At 36.2% G+C, this 15299-nt stretch carries 14 protein-coding genes and 5 pseudogenes; 6 read left to right on the top strand and 13 right to left on the bottom strand.

The genetic code is table 11. The features are described 5' to 3' along the window. Nucleotides 1-32: 32 nt before the first annotated feature. From PUN35_RS04980 to PUN35_RS04990, 3 genes and pseudogenes are all read right to left on the bottom strand, one after another. Complete coding sequence (locus PUN35_RS04980) at nt 33-413, bottom strand: UPF0715 family protein (protein WP_029726895.1); 381 nt, start codon at nt 411-413, stop codon at nt 33-35. A gap of 77 nt (nt 414-490) precedes the next feature. Further along, nucleotides 491-1243, bottom strand: a complete 753-nt coding sequence (locus tag PUN35_RS04985) for a CPBP family intramembrane glutamic endopeptidase (RefSeq protein ID WP_014479894.1) — start codon at nt 1241-1243, stop codon at nt 491-493. Nucleotides 1244-1386: 143 nt separating this feature from the next. Continuing rightward, nucleotides 1387-2574: pseudogene (locus PUN35_RS04990) on the bottom strand (IS256-like element ISBsu2 family transposase); the annotation flags it as partial. Between the two features lie 129 nt (nt 2575-2703). Here PUN35_RS04990 and istA point away from each other — a divergent pair. Together istA and istB are read left to right on the top strand one after the other, a co-directional pair. Continuing rightward, the gene (gene istA / locus PUN35_RS04995) at nt 2704-4251 is read left to right on the top strand and encodes an IS21 family transposase (protein ID WP_014480339.1); all 1548 of its coding nucleotides are present in this window, start codon (nt 2704-2706) and stop codon (nt 4249-4251) included. Then, the gene (istB, locus tag PUN35_RS05000) at nt 4248-5006 is read left to right on the top strand and encodes an IS21-like element helper ATPase IstB (protein WP_014479891.1); all 759 of its coding nucleotides are present in this window, start codon (nt 4248-4250) and stop codon (nt 5004-5006) included. The genes istA and istB overlap by 4 nt, the downstream gene beginning before the upstream one ends. A gap of 133 nt (nt 5007-5139) precedes the next feature. On the opposite strand, the pseudogene PUN35_RS05005 reads toward istB, so the two are convergent. The 4 genes and pseudogenes from PUN35_RS05005 to PUN35_RS05020 form a co-directional block, all read right to left on the bottom strand. Continuing rightward, nucleotides 5140-5979, bottom strand: a pseudogene (locus PUN35_RS05005) (DUF6998 domain-containing protein). A gap of 69 nt (nt 5980-6048) precedes the next feature. Further along, nucleotides 6049-6483 (bottom strand): SMI1/KNR4 family protein, encoded by a 435-nt coding sequence (locus PUN35_RS05010; RefSeq protein WP_072592598.1) that lies wholly within the window; start codon nt 6481-6483, stop codon nt 6049-6051. Between the two features lie 183 nt (nt 6484-6666). Further along, on the bottom strand, nt 6667-6918 hold the full coding sequence (locus PUN35_RS05015; protein WP_014479887.1) for a SunI/YnzG family protein: 252 nt from the start codon (nt 6916-6918) through the stop codon (nt 6667-6669). Nucleotides 6919-7048: 130 nt separating this feature from the next. Then, nucleotides 7049-7312 (bottom strand): annotated as a pseudogene (locus PUN35_RS05020) (hypothetical protein); the annotation flags it as partial. Between the two features lie 791 nt (nt 7313-8103). Here PUN35_RS05020 and PUN35_RS22465 point away from each other — a divergent pair. Next, a pseudogene (locus PUN35_RS22465) lies at nt 8104-8208 on the top strand (excalibur calcium-binding domain-containing protein); the annotation flags it as partial. Between the two features lie 40 nt (nt 8209-8248). Here the strand turns inward: PUN35_RS22465 and PUN35_RS22470 are convergent. Next, complete coding sequence (locus PUN35_RS22470) at nt 8249-8740, bottom strand: hypothetical protein (protein WP_014479885.1); 492 nt, start codon at nt 8738-8740, stop codon at nt 8249-8251. Nucleotides 8741-8978: 238 nt separating this feature from the next. Beyond that, on the bottom strand, nt 8979-9269 hold the full coding sequence (locus tag PUN35_RS05030; protein ID WP_033881290.1) for a hypothetical protein: 291 nt from the start codon (nt 9267-9269) through the stop codon (nt 8979-8981). Nucleotides 9270-10102: 833 nt separating this feature from the next. On the opposite strand from PUN35_RS05030, the gene PUN35_RS05035 reads away from it, so the two are divergent. Further along, complete coding sequence (locus PUN35_RS05035; RefSeq protein WP_014479884.1) at nt 10103-11188, top strand: DUF4917 family protein; 1086 nt, start codon at nt 10103-10105, stop codon at nt 11186-11188. A 15-nt stretch (nt 11189-11203) separates the two neighbouring features. Here PUN35_RS05035 and PUN35_RS05040 read toward each other — a convergent pair. Further along, nucleotides 11204-11302, bottom strand: a pseudogene (locus PUN35_RS05040) (peptidoglycan-binding domain-containing protein); the annotation flags it as partial. A 142-nt stretch (nt 11303-11444) separates the two neighbouring features. Between PUN35_RS05040 and PUN35_RS05045 the strand changes: the two are divergent. Both PUN35_RS05045 and PUN35_RS05050 read left to right on the top strand, forming a co-directional pair. Further along, nucleotides 11445-13208, top strand: coding sequence for a T7SS effector LXG polymorphic toxin (locus PUN35_RS05045; RefSeq protein ID WP_033881288.1), 1764 nt, complete (start codon nt 11445-11447; stop codon nt 13206-13208). Nucleotides 13209-13226: 18 nt separating this feature from the next. After that, on the top strand, nt 13227-13691 hold the full coding sequence (locus PUN35_RS05050) for an SMI1/KNR4 family protein (RefSeq protein WP_031600558.1): 465 nt from the start codon (nt 13227-13229) through the stop codon (nt 13689-13691). A gap of 45 nt (nt 13692-13736) precedes the next feature. Here PUN35_RS05050 and PUN35_RS05055 read toward each other — a convergent pair whose 3' ends face one another. The 3 genes from PUN35_RS05055 to PUN35_RS05065 are packed head-to-tail and all read right to left on the bottom strand — an operon-like array spanning nt 13737 to nt 15260. Beyond that, complete coding sequence (locus tag PUN35_RS05055) at nt 13737-14714, bottom strand: N-acetylmuramoyl-L-alanine amidase (protein WP_031600557.1); 978 nt, start codon at nt 14712-14714, stop codon at nt 13737-13739. Nucleotides 14715-14769: 55 nt separating this feature from the next. Next, nucleotides 14770-15033: a phage holin gene (locus PUN35_RS05060; protein ID WP_031600556.1), complete on the bottom strand. Its 264-nt coding sequence runs from the start codon at nt 15031-15033 to the stop codon at nt 14770-14772. A gap of 14 nt (nt 15034-15047) precedes the next feature. Then, nucleotides 15048-15260 (bottom strand): BhlA/UviB family holin-like peptide, encoded by a 213-nt coding sequence (locus PUN35_RS05065; protein WP_031600555.1) that lies wholly within the window; start codon nt 15258-15260, stop codon nt 15048-15050. Between the last annotated feature and the right edge of the window lie 39 nt (nt 15261-15299).

Consider the following 15299-nt stretch of genomic DNA (forward strand, 5'->3'; position numbering starts at 1 on the left):
GTGCATAAGGAAAAGGATTGTGATGATTTAAGCTACGCTGCTACCCTCCCAATGTTTTGCAGAAAAACCGAGTCCCAGATCCAAAATATTACGGCAAATGAGACGCTAAACAAGTAAATTTCATATCCCATCAGAAAGTTTAAGGTGTTTTTTGGATCAGTAATGAAAGCGAAGAATAACCATACTAAGAAGGAAAAGAATATGTATATGAGTAAATATTTCGCGTTAAACCTTTTTGGATTGCGATTTAAGAAATATTGAACAGGTGCAGCAAAGATTAAATAAAAGATAAAGAGAAGAACACTTATTAGGAAGTATGGTATGTAGCCGTCATAACCAATGCCAAAAACATAAACAACAGCAGCTGATAACGCGGACAAGACATGAACAAATATGATCCTTAAAACTTGCATGTTTATAACCTCTTTCTTAATGAATGCTTCTTAAACATTGTCTAGATCCTCCTTAAAACTACTGTTCTACTTAGAAATTAAACATCTTGGTCGCATTTCTCATTCTTCCGCCATTGAATAGTATTTCGGCGAGTTATTGCAACAGTTATTAATAGTAGAGTACCGACAATAAGCAACATAAAAAAGATCACAAACAGCGAACCTGTTCCCGGAACAATTTCTTCATAGGTAATAAAGCGCTCCTCCCCCTGCAGGACGAAGAACCGAGAATTTTCAAGAAAGGCTAGATGAAAAGCGATAGACGTCCATAAGCTTCCTGTTACAATACGGAGGAGTTGAAGGATGAATCCAAAACCCAACAATAAAACAATGTAATCTAATGTGATAGCAGATGATTCAACTCCAGCTATATATTGTAAACCACTTACAATTATTGGTGCAAGCACAAACAGGATTGGCTGTAGGAGTAAGGCCATAAAACAGTTCCAACGCTTATTTAGAGCATAGTACACCGTCCCCCGAAAAGTTAATTCCTCTGGAAAAGCTTCATAAAAGAAAGCGATAATCATATTTAAGAGCAATACTGTCACTAAATGGACAGAGAAGTGAAATTGTGTAATTTTGATCCAGCCTAATAAATGGGCGATAGCGAAACCAGACCCGGATAATACAATCACATATATTGCTCCTATTATGGCATTCGGAATGGCTTGCCGCCACCCAGACAGTCCTATAGAATAAAAGGGTCTACTAGACATCCGTTTAAGAAGAATGTAGAGCAACGGGACAGTTATTAATGTGACTAAACCTGCTTGGATGCCTTGCTTCAAAAGCTTGGAAGCTCCTGCTTGGCTAGCCATTGAACCGACTAAAGTAGCAAAAAACAAAGCAAATACGAATGTTCCCCAACTGAGCAAGACAGTTCCTAACCATTTATGATGATTGTCTGGGCTTGTCAAGAAAAGTGTGTAAGTTATTCTAGATATTTCTTCACACGTTCCTTTAGGTGGTCATGAACTAATAGTTGATTCATGACCATAGCCCATTGCTGGATGCGTCCACCATCCCATTTCTTTTCTAATTCTTTTGTTCGTAAAAACAATATTTTTAATAGGGCATTCTCATGGGGGAATGCTCCTTTTTTCGTGACTTTTCGAAAGCTAGAGTGGATACTTTCAACGGCATTTGTAGTGTACATGATTTTACGAATATTACCACCATAATCGAAAAGTTGTTCCACATGAGAAAAGTTTCGTTTCCATACGTCTACAGCTCCAGGGTACGTAGACCACTGCTTTTCAAAAGATTCAAATGCACTGTGACAAGCCTTAAGGCTTGGAGCTCCATACACTTTCTTTAAGGCAGCAGTAAAAGGCTTGTAGTCTTTACTTGGTATATACTTAATCGAATTTCGAATTAAATGAACAATACATCTCTGTACGGTCACATCAGGAAAAATCGCACGTGCTCCTTCTTCCAGACCACTAACGCCATCCATTGAGAGAAAGAAGATATCTTCTACACCACGAGATTTGATTTCATCAAAAATTTGCATCCATTTATGTTTACTTTCCGTTTCATTCAACCACAAACCTAGAATGTCCTTTTTACCTTCTATGGTATATCCTAGTATTGTGTAAACGGCATACTTCTTCGTTTCATAGTCATTACGAATGGTTGTGTAAAGACAATCGACAAACACAAAAGGGTAACAGTTACTTAAGGGACGATTTTGCCACTCTTCTAAATTAGGAAGTACAGTATCCGTAATGTCGGATACCATTTCATGAGATACAGAAAAGCCATAGATGTCTTCTATCGTGGAAGAAATGTCTCGTTGTGACATTCCTCTGGCATACATCGAAATGACCTTATCCTCTATAGAGGATACATCTCTTTTACGCTTTGGAATCAACTGCGGTTCAAATGAACCATCACGATCACGGGGGACTGCAATTTCAACTTCTCCTGCCGTTGTTTTCACGATCTTTTTGCCATATCCATTTCTTCTATTTCTTGTTTCTTTTTCTCCCTTGTCATTGGATTCATAGCCCAAATGGTGATTCATTTCACCTTTTAGCATTGACTCAAACATGGGACCAAATATGTCTTTTAATGCTTCTTGCATATCTTCTACTGATTTAGGCTGATACTGTTGTAAACGCTAGAATATAATTGACAGTTTTTGCTCAACGTAATTTTACATTTTTGCTTCAATAAGCTAGAACTCTAGTAAAATAATAGAAGGTGTTATTTTACTAGGGGGGACAGCGTCTTGGAGGAGAAGTTAATGCTTTATTTAAATATTCAACAGTTACATCAACGGAAGTTTAAAGTATCTCAAATTGCACAGGAGCTCAAAGTATCGAGACCAACCGTTTATAAATATTTAAAAATGACATTTGAAGAGACAAAAGCATACATGGAACAGCTACAAGGCAAAGGTAAGAAATTGGATCCCTACAGGGATTGGATTATCGCTTGGCTTGAAGAATACCCTCATCTCAGTGCAGCACAAATCCACGATTGGCTCTTAGAGCGTTATCCAGATTTAGTTGTTGGCGAGAGTACAGTAAGAGCCTATGTGAAAGAGATACGGGAGATTTATCAGATTGAGAAAAAAGTAATCATTCGGCAGTATGAAGCAATCCCTGAACAACCTATGGGTAAGCAAATCCAGGTGGATTGGGGAGAAACGAAACAGAAGACCACTGAAAAGAATGAAATCAAACTATATTTCATCGCTTTTGTCTTAGCTCACTCTCGATACAAATACATGGAGTGGCAGGACCGGCCTTTTACGACAAATGATGCCATACGATGTCATGAAAATGCATTTCAATTTTACGGAGGACGTACAGAAGAAATTGTGTATGATCAGGATCGTTTAATTACAGTAAGCGAAAATTCAGGTCAGCTACTTTTAACTTCTGAATTTCAAAGCTATGTAAATGATCGTAAGTTTAAAGTTCATTTATGTCGTAAGGCAGACCCAGAATCAAAAGGAATGATTGAGAACGTTGTAAAGTACATAAAGGGAAATTTCGCAGACAGCCGAGTATTTAGCAATATTGAAGATTGGAATAACCGTGCGTTACAGTGGCTACATCGCACTGGAAATCAACATGTTCATCAGACAACGAAAAAAAGACCAGCTGAAGTGTTCCCCGTCGAAAAGCAACACTTACAGCCCGTCTCTTCACCACTCTCATACGAAAGCGTCATTACCCCAAGTATAACAAGGAATATTAGTAAGGACAATACAATACGGTTCAAATCAAACCGTTATTCCGTTCCTCTCGGAACGTATAGTGCAGTCTCTGATAATGAGGTTTTTATTGAAGTCACTTCGAGCCAACCACCAACGCTGATTATCCGTAAACAGTTGGATGGAGAAGTAATTGCTGAACATAGCATTAGTAATGAAAAGGGAAAGCTTATTCAACATCTACATCATATCCGGGATCGCTCAAAAGGTATTGAAGAATTTAAGCAACAACTTGTTTCACATTTTGAAGATCAGGAACGTGCAACTTCTTATTTAAATGAAATTTGTTTAAGATACCCACGGTATCGGCGTGATCAGCTCATAATTATTCAAAACGTCATTGAGAAATACCCAATGTGGATTGAAGCCACTTTGACTAAATGCCTGATAGATAAACTTTACAGCGCCAATGACTTTCGGGATATCGCAAACCATCAAAATGCATTACAAACTGAATGTACCCAAAAGGTGAAGATTCCCTTTATAAAACATTCAAGTCAAGACAACATCATAGTGACAACTCGCTCTCTTACTGCTTACACAAGTATTTTAGGGGGTGAACCACAGTGAATAAAACTGTAAATGACTTGCAGGAGCACTTTCGCCAATTAAGGTTATCCGAAACAGCTGAGGAGCTACCAAAGCTCCTACGTGAGGCTGAAAAATCTTCTTGGACGTATTTAGAATTTCTTGAATCTATCACACGTTATGAACTAAGAAAACGTGAAGTAAAAAGTTTAGAAAAAAGAATGAAGTGGGCGCACTTCCCTTACGTGAAGTCACTAAGTGAATTTAATTTAGAAGAGCAAACAGCTTTAACGGGGCGCCAATTGACCCAGCTCGCAGAGCTAAACTGGCTTGAGCAGCAGTATAATTTAATTTTATTGGGACCGCCAGGTGTTGGTAAAACATTTTTAGCAATCGGTTTGGGAATTGAGTCTATTCACAGAGGTTTCAACGTCTATTTCGTAACTATGGGTGAGCTTATTCATCTTTTAAAAACGGAAGAATTTCTAAATAAATCAAAAGTGCAGCTAAAGCGATTAAGAGGCGCCGATCTGGTCATTATTGATGATTTAATGTACATGGCAATGGATCAACGAGAAGCGAATTTGTTTTTTCATTTAATTAATCATTTGTATGAACGAAGTTCCATCATTCTCACATCTAATAAAAGCCCTGAACAGTGGGGTGAATTAATGGGAGATCAAGGAATTACCACTGCAATTTTAGATCGTGTACTTCATCGTGTAGAAGTCATTCATATGGATGGAGATAGCTATCGAATGAAACATCGAAAAAGTGTATTTTCAGCAGAAGTGTAAAAAGCAAATAAGCAAAAAATGTAAATTTTGACTTGACGTCTACAACTGTTCGATAATCTTGTTAGCTAATTCTACGGAGTTCGGATCTCTTTTCAATTTCCCCACTGAAACCACTCCTTTAGCTTTATACTTATTATTCTATCAAATAAAAAACTGTGTGAGTAAGGAACCGTACGCATTCCTTACTTACACAGTTAATATTACACTCCCTTTTAAGAAGTGAAATTTCAACTTCGTATTGGCTTCCATAAACTCTGCTAATTTTTTGCACTTCTTCCTTTGAGCTGAAGAAAATAACTTTAAAATCATCATTTACGTATTGAACTACAAAAAAACATCAAAATCATCAAATGTATTTTTATTTATCGAAATAAAACCACTTGATTGAGCTGTTGTTTTTACACTAATCCGTCTGCCATCACTCACAACATCAAATCCATGCTGATTAGTTTGACGTGCCAGAGTGCCGTTGGTTTGGATTGCACAAATGAATTCACCGATTCTGCCAATTAAATGCCTCAATTCTGTAGGCTTACAGTTCAATACATTCATTTCATATCTCAGGATTTGTTTATATTCATTATAAAGGTTTACAAGTTGTTCTTTACTAATGATTTCGGCTTGATCATGTTTTTGGTTATTAGTAATAGGTACTTCTCGGAGTGATTTAACACCGTTTACCCATTCGCCTACGATAACTTCCTTATCTTCCCCTTTTGATTTTTCTGAAAATAAGTCCTGTATAAAGAGAGTTTTCACCTAAGTATTTGTAAGAACTTCTATTCACATATTCAAAGAGGTGCTTATTAAAAGAAATCCCCTTATTATACCGGTTATAACAATAATCTGATAAAATAATGCTATCCGGATTAGTTCCGTATTTTTCTTGAAGGGTTTTCTTTACTTCTTGAGGTCTAACCAACTCATTGATCTTATTTTTCAAAGCATCTTTAATTTGCTCGTAAATTGTCATTATACTTCCCTCAAATTGCAGTTTCTTTGGTTGTTGAAATTAGTCATAATTTTTTCTTTTGCCGAAGTGTTATTCTGAAACCAGTTTATAATACTCTTGGAGATTCGGATTTACTTCCCAATATTTCGTTCCATTAGAAGACACTAGCATATCAAACCATATCTCAAAATTAGAATTTAAGTTAATTGCATCTTCAATATCGTCAATTGAGTCTAGATATAACATATAACCTAATCCTTTTTTTGATTTGTTTGTGTCTATGACATACCTTCCATCAAAATGATATCCTATTAATAAGTATCCCTCTGGGAAATCTTGAACCTCATTATATTCAACGATTCCCTCTAAGCTAAGTATTTCAATGCCATCAAACATTTCCATCCCATTGTGTTGTAACAAAAACTCTTTAAAGTCATTAGGAAAAGTAACACCTAATTTCTTTTCTAAGCAGCTAATTTCTTGAGGAGTTGCTGGATTTTTGAAATGAAAAGTAGCATCTTCCAAGACATAACCCCCATGATGGAACACAGGAAATGTACCATATTTAGTAACTGCTTTCTTAATACCATCTAATGTCATGTGAACTAACTTTCCTTCTTCCATAAATGCTCCTCCTCCTTAAATCATCTCACTAAATTTTACCATACAGAACATTAAGATAAATTTAAAAGGGACATAAACTGTTTATTAAGAAACAATTTTACTCATAATTAAAGCAGGATTAGTGGTGAACAAAATGTAAGTGTTATATGCTGTTTTAATTACTACCCTATCTGTTGAGCCATAAGGAAACCCAATCCTTACTGCGCTTTTCTCCTCTCCCCCATAGTTTGGATCAAGAAATACATCATTGATTTCTTTGATTGGAATTTCAATTTTGGATAGCTGCCAATTGATAATTAAGTTTTCATTTGATTTTTCAACGTTGATTCCAAGCATAAAAACATTCCCCTTTTGACTATGAATTCAGTGAAACAAACACGCTTTAAAATTTAATAAATCCAAAAAGTTATACTTACAGGAAATATGACTATAAGCAAAAGAGCCCTTTCAGGCCCTTATTTTTCTTTTACCCTTGGTATGAATTTGTTACAAACTCTTTTGCTTTATTAGCAACAGTTTCCCAAGTGGCGGCAGCATGATCAAGATCCGCAGAAAGCTTATTGATATCCTCATTCTCAAACCCTTGGGCGAGTGAATAAAATTGATTTTCTATAGAATGCCAGATGCCTTCGATTTATCCTATAAACTCCTTAGACTTTTCTGCTTGAGCTATTAAATTAACCAAGTCTATATTGATACTGTGAAGCATCCCCAAAACTTTTACTTCTAATGAAAGTTGTGCATCTATATTGTTTAACTTATTCAGAAAATGATCAATTTGTTGTTTAACTGATTGTATATCGGAACACTCTAATATTTCAGATACAATAAAACCAAATAAAGGCCCTAGATCAAAGCTGAATTTTACTTTCTCATTAATATCTTGCCCTTCAACAAATATACCCAATAATTTTTTTAATCCTAAGAACATATTTATTGAATCATGCATCTCACTCTCATCATTATACTGTGAATCTAAATATGCGACTTCTTTTTCTAAAGAATTATTCAATTGTCTAACACCTATACAGTCGTTACTACCTTGAAGAAGGGAATTTAATTGGTTTTGAACCTCTTTCATAGACTGTTGTTGTTGATTGAGTATTCCAGCAAGCTTTGAACAGGAAGACTGAAATTGCTTCGCAACCTCTTGTCTTCCTTGTTCATTGCTATCGTTAGACATTATTTGTAATAATTTTATATCACTATTTATCGTTCTAGTTGCCAAAGATCCAATATTATTAATATCGTTAACCATATTAAGAACACTGCTGAATAAATTCTTCATCCACCAGTTACACAACTGTTTATATTCGTTATAAACATCATATATTTTTTGAAAATCTTGAGGGATTTCAACGTCATCGGGTATAGCCAGATAAGTTTTCATCTCTTCATCGCTCACAGGTAAACCCGTTCCAGTAAGAATATCCGCTTGAGTATTTGCCCAGAATCTAGTAGATATTAAAAGCCCCTCTTTTTCCAAAAGACCTTGAGGCCCATATCCTAGATATAAGTGAAGAAACGTTTAAAAATTGACTGAGTTAATAAAGAAATATCTGAATGGAATGCCTAGTTCCCCACCCTGCTTACCAACATAAAATGGACAAGGATCAAGACAACTAAGCAAATGAACGTTGATTGAAAGCGCTCTGCGGCTTTCTTTTTATTTCTCGAATTGTTTGTCATTGAGTAAAAATATTAGCGCCTCTTCAATTTCTTTTTCTAAGTCATTATTATTTAAATCGAATAAAGTTCCACAACCCGTCCCTTTATATCCACCGTAGTAATACCACAAATCCATTGTGAAACAGTCTAATTCTTCATCATCACAGACTATTGCAGGTTGATAGTAATTAATTGCTATTTGTGAACGGTATTCTTTTTCAAAACATCTCTCAGCTGTAAAATCATTTAGCACATCTCCATCTATGTCTCTACAAACTTTGATGCTGAGATTTGGTTTATCCTGAGCTTCAAAAACACCTGCATACTTATTCTGCAGCTTTTTCGATACTACTTCCCCCAGGCTCTCCAACTCAAATATCACTTGCTTTAATTCTTGATTTATATCCTTTTCTGGAATCTGTATATAACCCTCATCGAGTGGACTTTGATTTTTCTGTTTCTTGAGTAATTGACTTAAAGCTTTCCACACAGTATTGTCCTCCTATGATAGCTTCTTTAGACGTGCCTCTATGAAAATGGTCATTTGGTGATCAGCTTCACGAAATGTCTCAGCAAATGTTTCAATTCCGGTATCCTAGAAACATGGCGTTCGATAATCATGCCACGATTGCCCCAACTGCGTGGACCAGTTGCAACATTCTGCGATTCATTACCGGCCTTGTCAAAGGGATGCTAAATAAAAAAAGAACCTTTATTTTACCATTGGCTTACTGGCTTACTTTTGAAAATTTATAAATTATTATTATATTGAACAGTGTTGGTATGATGTATACAAGACCAGTTCCAAGTAGACCTATTACTGAACTAGAAATTAATAAAATGCTGAAGATTGGTTTATTATTTGTCTGGATTGAAGCAAGCATGGTTATAATTCCCGCCAAAGCACCTAAAAACCATAAATTCCCCAAAGTGTAAGAGTCATCTATAACCGCAAACAGTTGAGCCAGTACAGAAAAAACCGCTCCTAATCCCCCGGAGAAGATAGTCAATTTTTCCATAGAAATCTCCTTTTTGAAAAAATTGATTTATATTTTAACACAATTATGTATTTATTTGGTTATAGTGTCAATGTTAAGCATCTACTTCACTCATCTATTGCTGGTAGAAGTATTGAACAAAGAAACTACCAAAGAATTTGTCGAATTATTTATGCGTATTGCTTTCCTTAAGCATAAAATTATTTTCCTACTTAAAAATTTAGTACATTGTCTTATTAGTGACATAAATAAAAGCGACCTGCTTTTAGCAGTGCCGCTCTATAATTTATTACCTATTAACATAAAAATCCCTTGACACCAATAGTGCCAAGGGATTGAGAGATTAATACTGAGACATATACTGTTCGTGTTCCCAAGGGTGAACTTGCGTGCGGAACATAACTTCCAATTTAAATACAAAATATACGGCACTGAAAACCCTTGAAAACAAAGGATTTTTCAGTGCTTTATTATTTTAAATTTGAAATAGAGTCTCTATAATTCTCAATATTTTTTGGTCAATTTTTGGTCATGATTTTGGTCAAAAATTTTCAAACTCAACTAAACGCATGATGGTATAATATAGTAACTTATTCGAAAAGGAGATTATATTAGATATGAATCTCAACAAAATTAGATCCATGCTTTCTAAATCAGCTAAAATTTTAGGAGATGTAAACGCCGCTAAAAATGATACACTGGGCAAGCGTATAGCTAGGCGATCTGCGGGTAAAGCAACTAACAAATTACTACGGAGTCTATTTAAATCAAGAGAAAATATACTCAGGTTAAGCCCTAAAAAGCTTTACTTGAATTGAAATATTAATAAATAATAATTTGAGGATGGTATATTAATGAAAAGTTTCACAGATCTCGTATTTGAGCACCCCGAAATCCTAGATAATTTTTTGTTCGGCAATGGCTTTTCTCAATCATTTCATAGCGCTTTTAAATATAAAAGTCTCTATGATAATGTAAAAAATGACTTGGAGCCTGCAGATAAGAATTTATTTGAAGATGTATTAGACACAACAAATTTTGAAATGGTGCTAAACCTTCTCCTTAATACTCAAGACGTTAACAGAGTATACGAGCACCCTACCCTTCATCTAGATCATAGTTACACCAACATAAAGAAACATTTAATTTGTGCTGTTAATAATTCTCATCCTAGTTATGATGAGATAGCAACATTAATAAATAAATTAGCCTGGTCCCTGAATATATTTAAACGTAATATATTTACAACTAATTATGACTTGTTAACATATTGGGCTTTAATTGAACTTTGGAAAAATAATAGAAAAGTAAATGACGGATTTTCAACAAAAAATAACAGTTTAGTTTTTGATCATGAAAATTTCGATTCCCACGCATTAAATTTTTATTATCTACACGGTGCATTACATTTCTACGAAGAAAATGGTAAGGTCAAGAAAACAACAGCACAAAAAAATAATTTATTAGAGAGTGTTACAGAACAGTTTGAAAATAAAAATTTCCCTTTGTACGTTTCTGAGGGTTCTACCGAAAAAAAAGAAGCGCAAATAAATTCAAACCTTTATTTTTTAACATGTTTATTTAGACTTTATGGAATCAAAAAAGGTCTTACAATTTTTGGACAAGACCTTAATGAACAATATGATGGTCACTTATTAGGAGCACTTAATCAATCGGAAAAACTTGAATACATTGCATATGGAGTTTATCCCACTGATAGCGATACTGCTGATGATATAAAACATCGCATAAAAAAACTTTTTAGAAAGTCAAATAAAACTATCGTATTCTTTGACTCTAGAACTTTTTTTGATTCTGTAAAAGAAATTGCAAACGAAGGACTTCACTGGATGAAAAATCCAGGCGATTTCCCTCGTAATGAGACCCTTGGTTCTTTTGATCACAGCCTGTTATATAAAAAAGCAAGCCCTTCTCAATGAAGGGCCTGTTTGATTTTATTTAACCAACTCTTCAAGTTTCACTTTCGTTTTCGGGTCATAAATTCCATCTGCAGAAAGCCCGTGCATCAGCTGGAATCGTCTGACGGCGTCAGCAATTCCCGAACAAATAAGTCAAATAGGAAAATTGATATAGATCAAATGATTCATTTCGCACTTTTGAATCACACAGCTGTCTATTTCTTCATTTTCCCATGGTAAAATCTCGTTGGAGCTATTCAAACGAAAGGATATGATCATGAAAGTATTTGAAGCCAAATCACTGCTTTCAGAAGCAGATAGACGCGCAAAGGAATACAAGGAATTAAGAAGTCAGATGGTCAATCTAAAAAAGGCTTTTAAAGCTGTAGCAGATTTAGATGACAGTGAGTTTTCCGGCAAAGGCGCCGACAACATTAAAGCATTTTACCAAGATCACGCAGGTGTAGCTGACAATTGGATTGACTTACTTGATATGAAAATTGCTTTCTTGACAAGCATTTCAAGCACTTTAGAGGACGCCAGCTTATCTGATGCATATATAGAAGAATCCTTCTTAGAACACGAGCTTGCTAATGCTTACACAAAATCAAAATCGATTATGTCTGAACAAAAGAAAGCGATGAAAGATATCTTACATGATATCGACGATATTCTTCCGCTTGATTTGTTCTCGACAGAAACCTTTAAAGACGAACTCGCCGACGCGGAGAATAAACGCAAAAAAACAGTCGATAAATTAGGCAGCGTTGACGAAGCACTTGTTTCTGAATATGCTCAGTCAGAGCCAAACGAACAATTCATCAAGAAGGACTTCCAAAAGCTTGAGGAATCCACTGGCAAGGGCAAGAATGCTACGCCCATTCACTACAACGCCAAGGCGTACCGTGACAGTGACATACATAAGAAAAAAGGCGATATTGAAAAACATACTGAAGCTTATTTGACGATTAAGAAGAAGGAAGAAAAAGAACGAGAGATTGAAAAACTGAAAGAAAGACTGAAGAATTATGATTATGCGGATGCCGATGAATTCTATTCAATGGCCAAAACAATTGGGTATGAAAATCTAACAGCAGATCAACAAAGATATTTCACACAGATTGAAAACACACGGGAACTAATGGCTGGAGCCAAAGGTACTGTTACCGCCCTTTATGATATGACAGCTGAAACACTAGACTATATGGCACACAATCACCCTGTCGACATGTTTATTAATTCTGCAGTTGCAGTTTATTACTATGATTCCACATTCAACTCAATTAAAGATGCAATTGTTACTTCCTATATTAGAGACGTAAAGAACGGAGACGCAGAATCAACAGCTCATTGGATTACATGTGCAGCAGTAAACATCTTTGCTTTAAAAGGTGCTGGTTCAGTTGCTAAAATAGGAGTGAAAACAGCCGGAAAAGCTGCAGTCAAAAAAGTTTCTAAAAAACTGGATGAAACTCCTGATCCACTAACAGTAATTAAACCGTTTGCCATGCGAGAAGATGTAGTTGTAGCTGGTGGTGTGCCGTATAATGTCATCAACGATGTGAGCGCAAAAGACAAGCTGCTCCAGCTTGCTAAAAAATTAGATGAGAGCAGAAAGCCGTTTACAGGGCAAAAGATAGACCCCCCTTGGTTAAATAAAGAAAAGTATGAAGCATATGAAATAAAGGGAAATGTAAAGGCGAAAGGGAAAATTAAAGATGTAAGTCGTAGAGTATATACGATGAAAGATATAGACCTTAATCAAAAAAATCGAAAAGGCCTTACGAATCTTCAACTTATGAAAAATGGTAACGCTCCGTTTGCAAAAGATGGCACACAGATTAATTTACATCACTTGATTCAAGAAGAACCTGGCCCAATGCTTGAAATTCCAAATAGCTTACATACTAAATATAGCGGCATTATCCATAGGCTTAAATCTGACGGCGAAAGCTTTAGAAACGATCCAGTTTTGAAAGCCCAATATGATAATTTCCGAGATAGGTATTGGAAGTGGAGAGCAAAACAATATGAAAAATAAAAGGAATGAGAGATATCGATGGACCTATATGAAAAAACTATAGAATTTATAACTGAAAATAAAGCAGACAGTTATTTTACTGGAGGAATAGGTGAAGAAGAGATTATTAATATAGAGAAGGAGTTGCAATTACAACTTCCTGATAGTTATAAATGGTTTCTGAAAAACTTTGGCTCCGGTGGCTTATACGGAATTGATACTTTGGGGTATGACTATGGTGGAGCTTCTGTAGTTGAAACCACAGAAGAATATCGTAAACATTTTAATTTATCTGAAGGACTTGTTGTAATAGAGGATATAGATTTTTTTGCATATGCCTTAGATACAAACAAAATGAACAGTAATAATGAATGTCCGGTTTTTATTTGGGATAGAGTGCTTGGATACCAAAACAAGTTATCCGATAGCTTTATTGAATTTTTCTATAAAAGATTGCTTGAAAAAAAAGAAAACTGGGAAGAAGATGAAAACTGGGATGATTAAGTCAAAAGAATTTTAGAGCCCCTCAATATATGAGAGGCTCTTTTATTACTTCAATTTTTCTTCAATTTTCGCTTTAGTCTTAGGTCCATAAATGCCGTCAGCAGTCAGGCTACTTACTGACTGGAACCGTTTGACCGCGTTTGCTGTTTTCGGGCCGTACACGCCGTCAATGCCGTTATTCTTTGCCCCTTTATCCGGGTAGAAATAAAGAGCAGCCAGAGCATTTTGAATACGCCTTACGTCATCCCCTTTTCGCATAGGGCTTGTTACTCTAATGACACCAGAGGGCAGCGCATATGACGTTTTTTTACTGCTTGGTTTCGTGCTGGGAGTGCTTGATCCTGTGAGCTTTAATACTTGGCCGACCTTGATCAAGTCCGGGTTTTTGATACCGTTCAAGCTTTGCAGGGTTGCCACACTCACCCCGTGCTCTTTTGCAATTACGGAAAGAGTATCGCCTTTTTTGACTGTGTAAGTGCCCCCAGAAGCTTTAGGCGCAGACGATGACGGTTTAGAAGATGTTTTCCCGCCCAGCGCCTTCAATTCTTTTTCAATGGCAGCCTTAACCTCATCCCATCTTCCCTCTGACAAAATACGGTGCGGGCAATACTTGCCGTTCCAATCTTGATGCTTGCACACACGATCAATACCCCAGCCGCGCTCTTTGAGCAGCTGCGCCACAAATTTAATAGCCAATTTTTCAGCAGCGTAGTATTTAGCGCCACCCGATTTGCTATAACAAATTTCGACACCAATCGATTTACGGTTCCCGGTGCCGTTGGTGCCGTCTCCTGTGTGCCATGCGTTACGATTTGTAGGGATGCCCTGCCGCACCTCTTTGTCATCGACTGCAAAGTGAAAGCTTGTCGAGCTTTTATTCCCGATCATATAGCTGATCTCGTTAGCAGCTGACGCGTCGTTTGCTGTATTGTGGATAGTAATATATTCCGCTGTCATAGCGTTTGGGCATTTCAAAGCGTATTTTGCTTCTGATACAAGATTCTTTTTCACTGAGATTGTCATGAGTGTTCTCTCCTTTATTTTTAATATAAAAAAGCCACCGGGTTATCCAGCAGCTTCATTTTGTTAGATTATTTTGTTTGAGAACTGCTTTTTGCTGGTGACCTCTTATAGTCACATAGTTATTTTTGAACCATGCTACAGCTGTAGTCCCGATAGTAAAGATTAGAGAACCAGCAGTGTAAAGAGCATCCGCAAGCTGATTAACCTGATCTTCTGAAATATCCAACGGTGACTTACCAAGCATCAGCATTGTTTGGTTAATAAGTGCAATCAAAAGAAGCACCGTCCGAATGACCGTGCCTTTGTCATAGTTTTTCATATCGTTTATTCCTCCTATTGTACTTTGCTTTCAATTTTGTCTAGCTTTTCAATTACAACATCATATTTTTCACTGAACTTCCCCAAAACTTCATTTTGGGAATCAATTTGATTATAGAGCTTTGCTTCCCTTTCTTTACTCGTTTTCATGACATAGAATAGGAGCCAGCAAAACAACACAGCAAAAGGCCCCTGAGTGATTAAATACTGTGTAATATCCATTTCCATAAAGCCCTCACCTCCCTCATGGCAAAATAAAAACACCTC

This window comes from Bacillus sp. N3378-2at (genome assembly GCF_033412715.1).
Taxonomy (GTDB): Bacteria; Bacillota; Bacilli; order Bacillales; family Bacillaceae; genus Bacillus; species Bacillus subtilis.

Coding starts and splice junctions, on each gene's coding strand:
- PUN35_RS04980 (WP_029726895.1), bottom strand. CDS start 413: ATGCAAGTTTTAAGGATCATATTTGTTCATGTCTTGTCCGCGTTATCA.
- istA (WP_014480339.1), top strand. CDS start 2,704: ATGCTTTATTTAAATATTCAACAGTTACATCAACGGAAGTTTAAAGTA.
- PUN35_RS05015 (WP_014479887.1), bottom strand. CDS start 6,918: ATGCTTGGAATCAACGTTGAAAAATCAAATGAAAACTTAATTATCAAT.
- PUN35_RS05030 (WP_033881290.1), bottom strand. CDS start 9,269: ATGGAAAAATTGACTATCTTCTCCGGGGGATTAGGAGCGGTTTTTTCT.
- PUN35_RS05035 (WP_014479884.1), top strand. CDS start 10,103: ATGAAAAGTTTCACAGATCTCGTATTTGAGCACCCCGAAATCCTAGAT.
- PUN35_RS05045 (WP_033881288.1), top strand. CDS start 11,445: ATGAAAGTATTTGAAGCCAAATCACTGCTTTCAGAAGCAGATAGACGC.
- PUN35_RS05050 (WP_031600558.1), top strand. CDS start 13,227: ATGGACCTATATGAAAAAACTATAGAATTTATAACTGAAAATAAAGCA.
- PUN35_RS05055 (WP_031600557.1), bottom strand. CDS start 14,714: ATGACAATCTCAGTGAAAAAGAATCTTGTATCAGAAGCAAAATACGCT.
- PUN35_RS05060 (WP_031600556.1), bottom strand. CDS start 15,033: ATGAAAAACTATGACAAAGGCACGGTCATTCGGACGGTGCTTCTTTTG.
- PUN35_RS05065 (WP_031600555.1), bottom strand. CDS start 15,260: ATGGAAATGGATATTACACAGTATTTAATCACTCAGGGGCCTTTTGCT.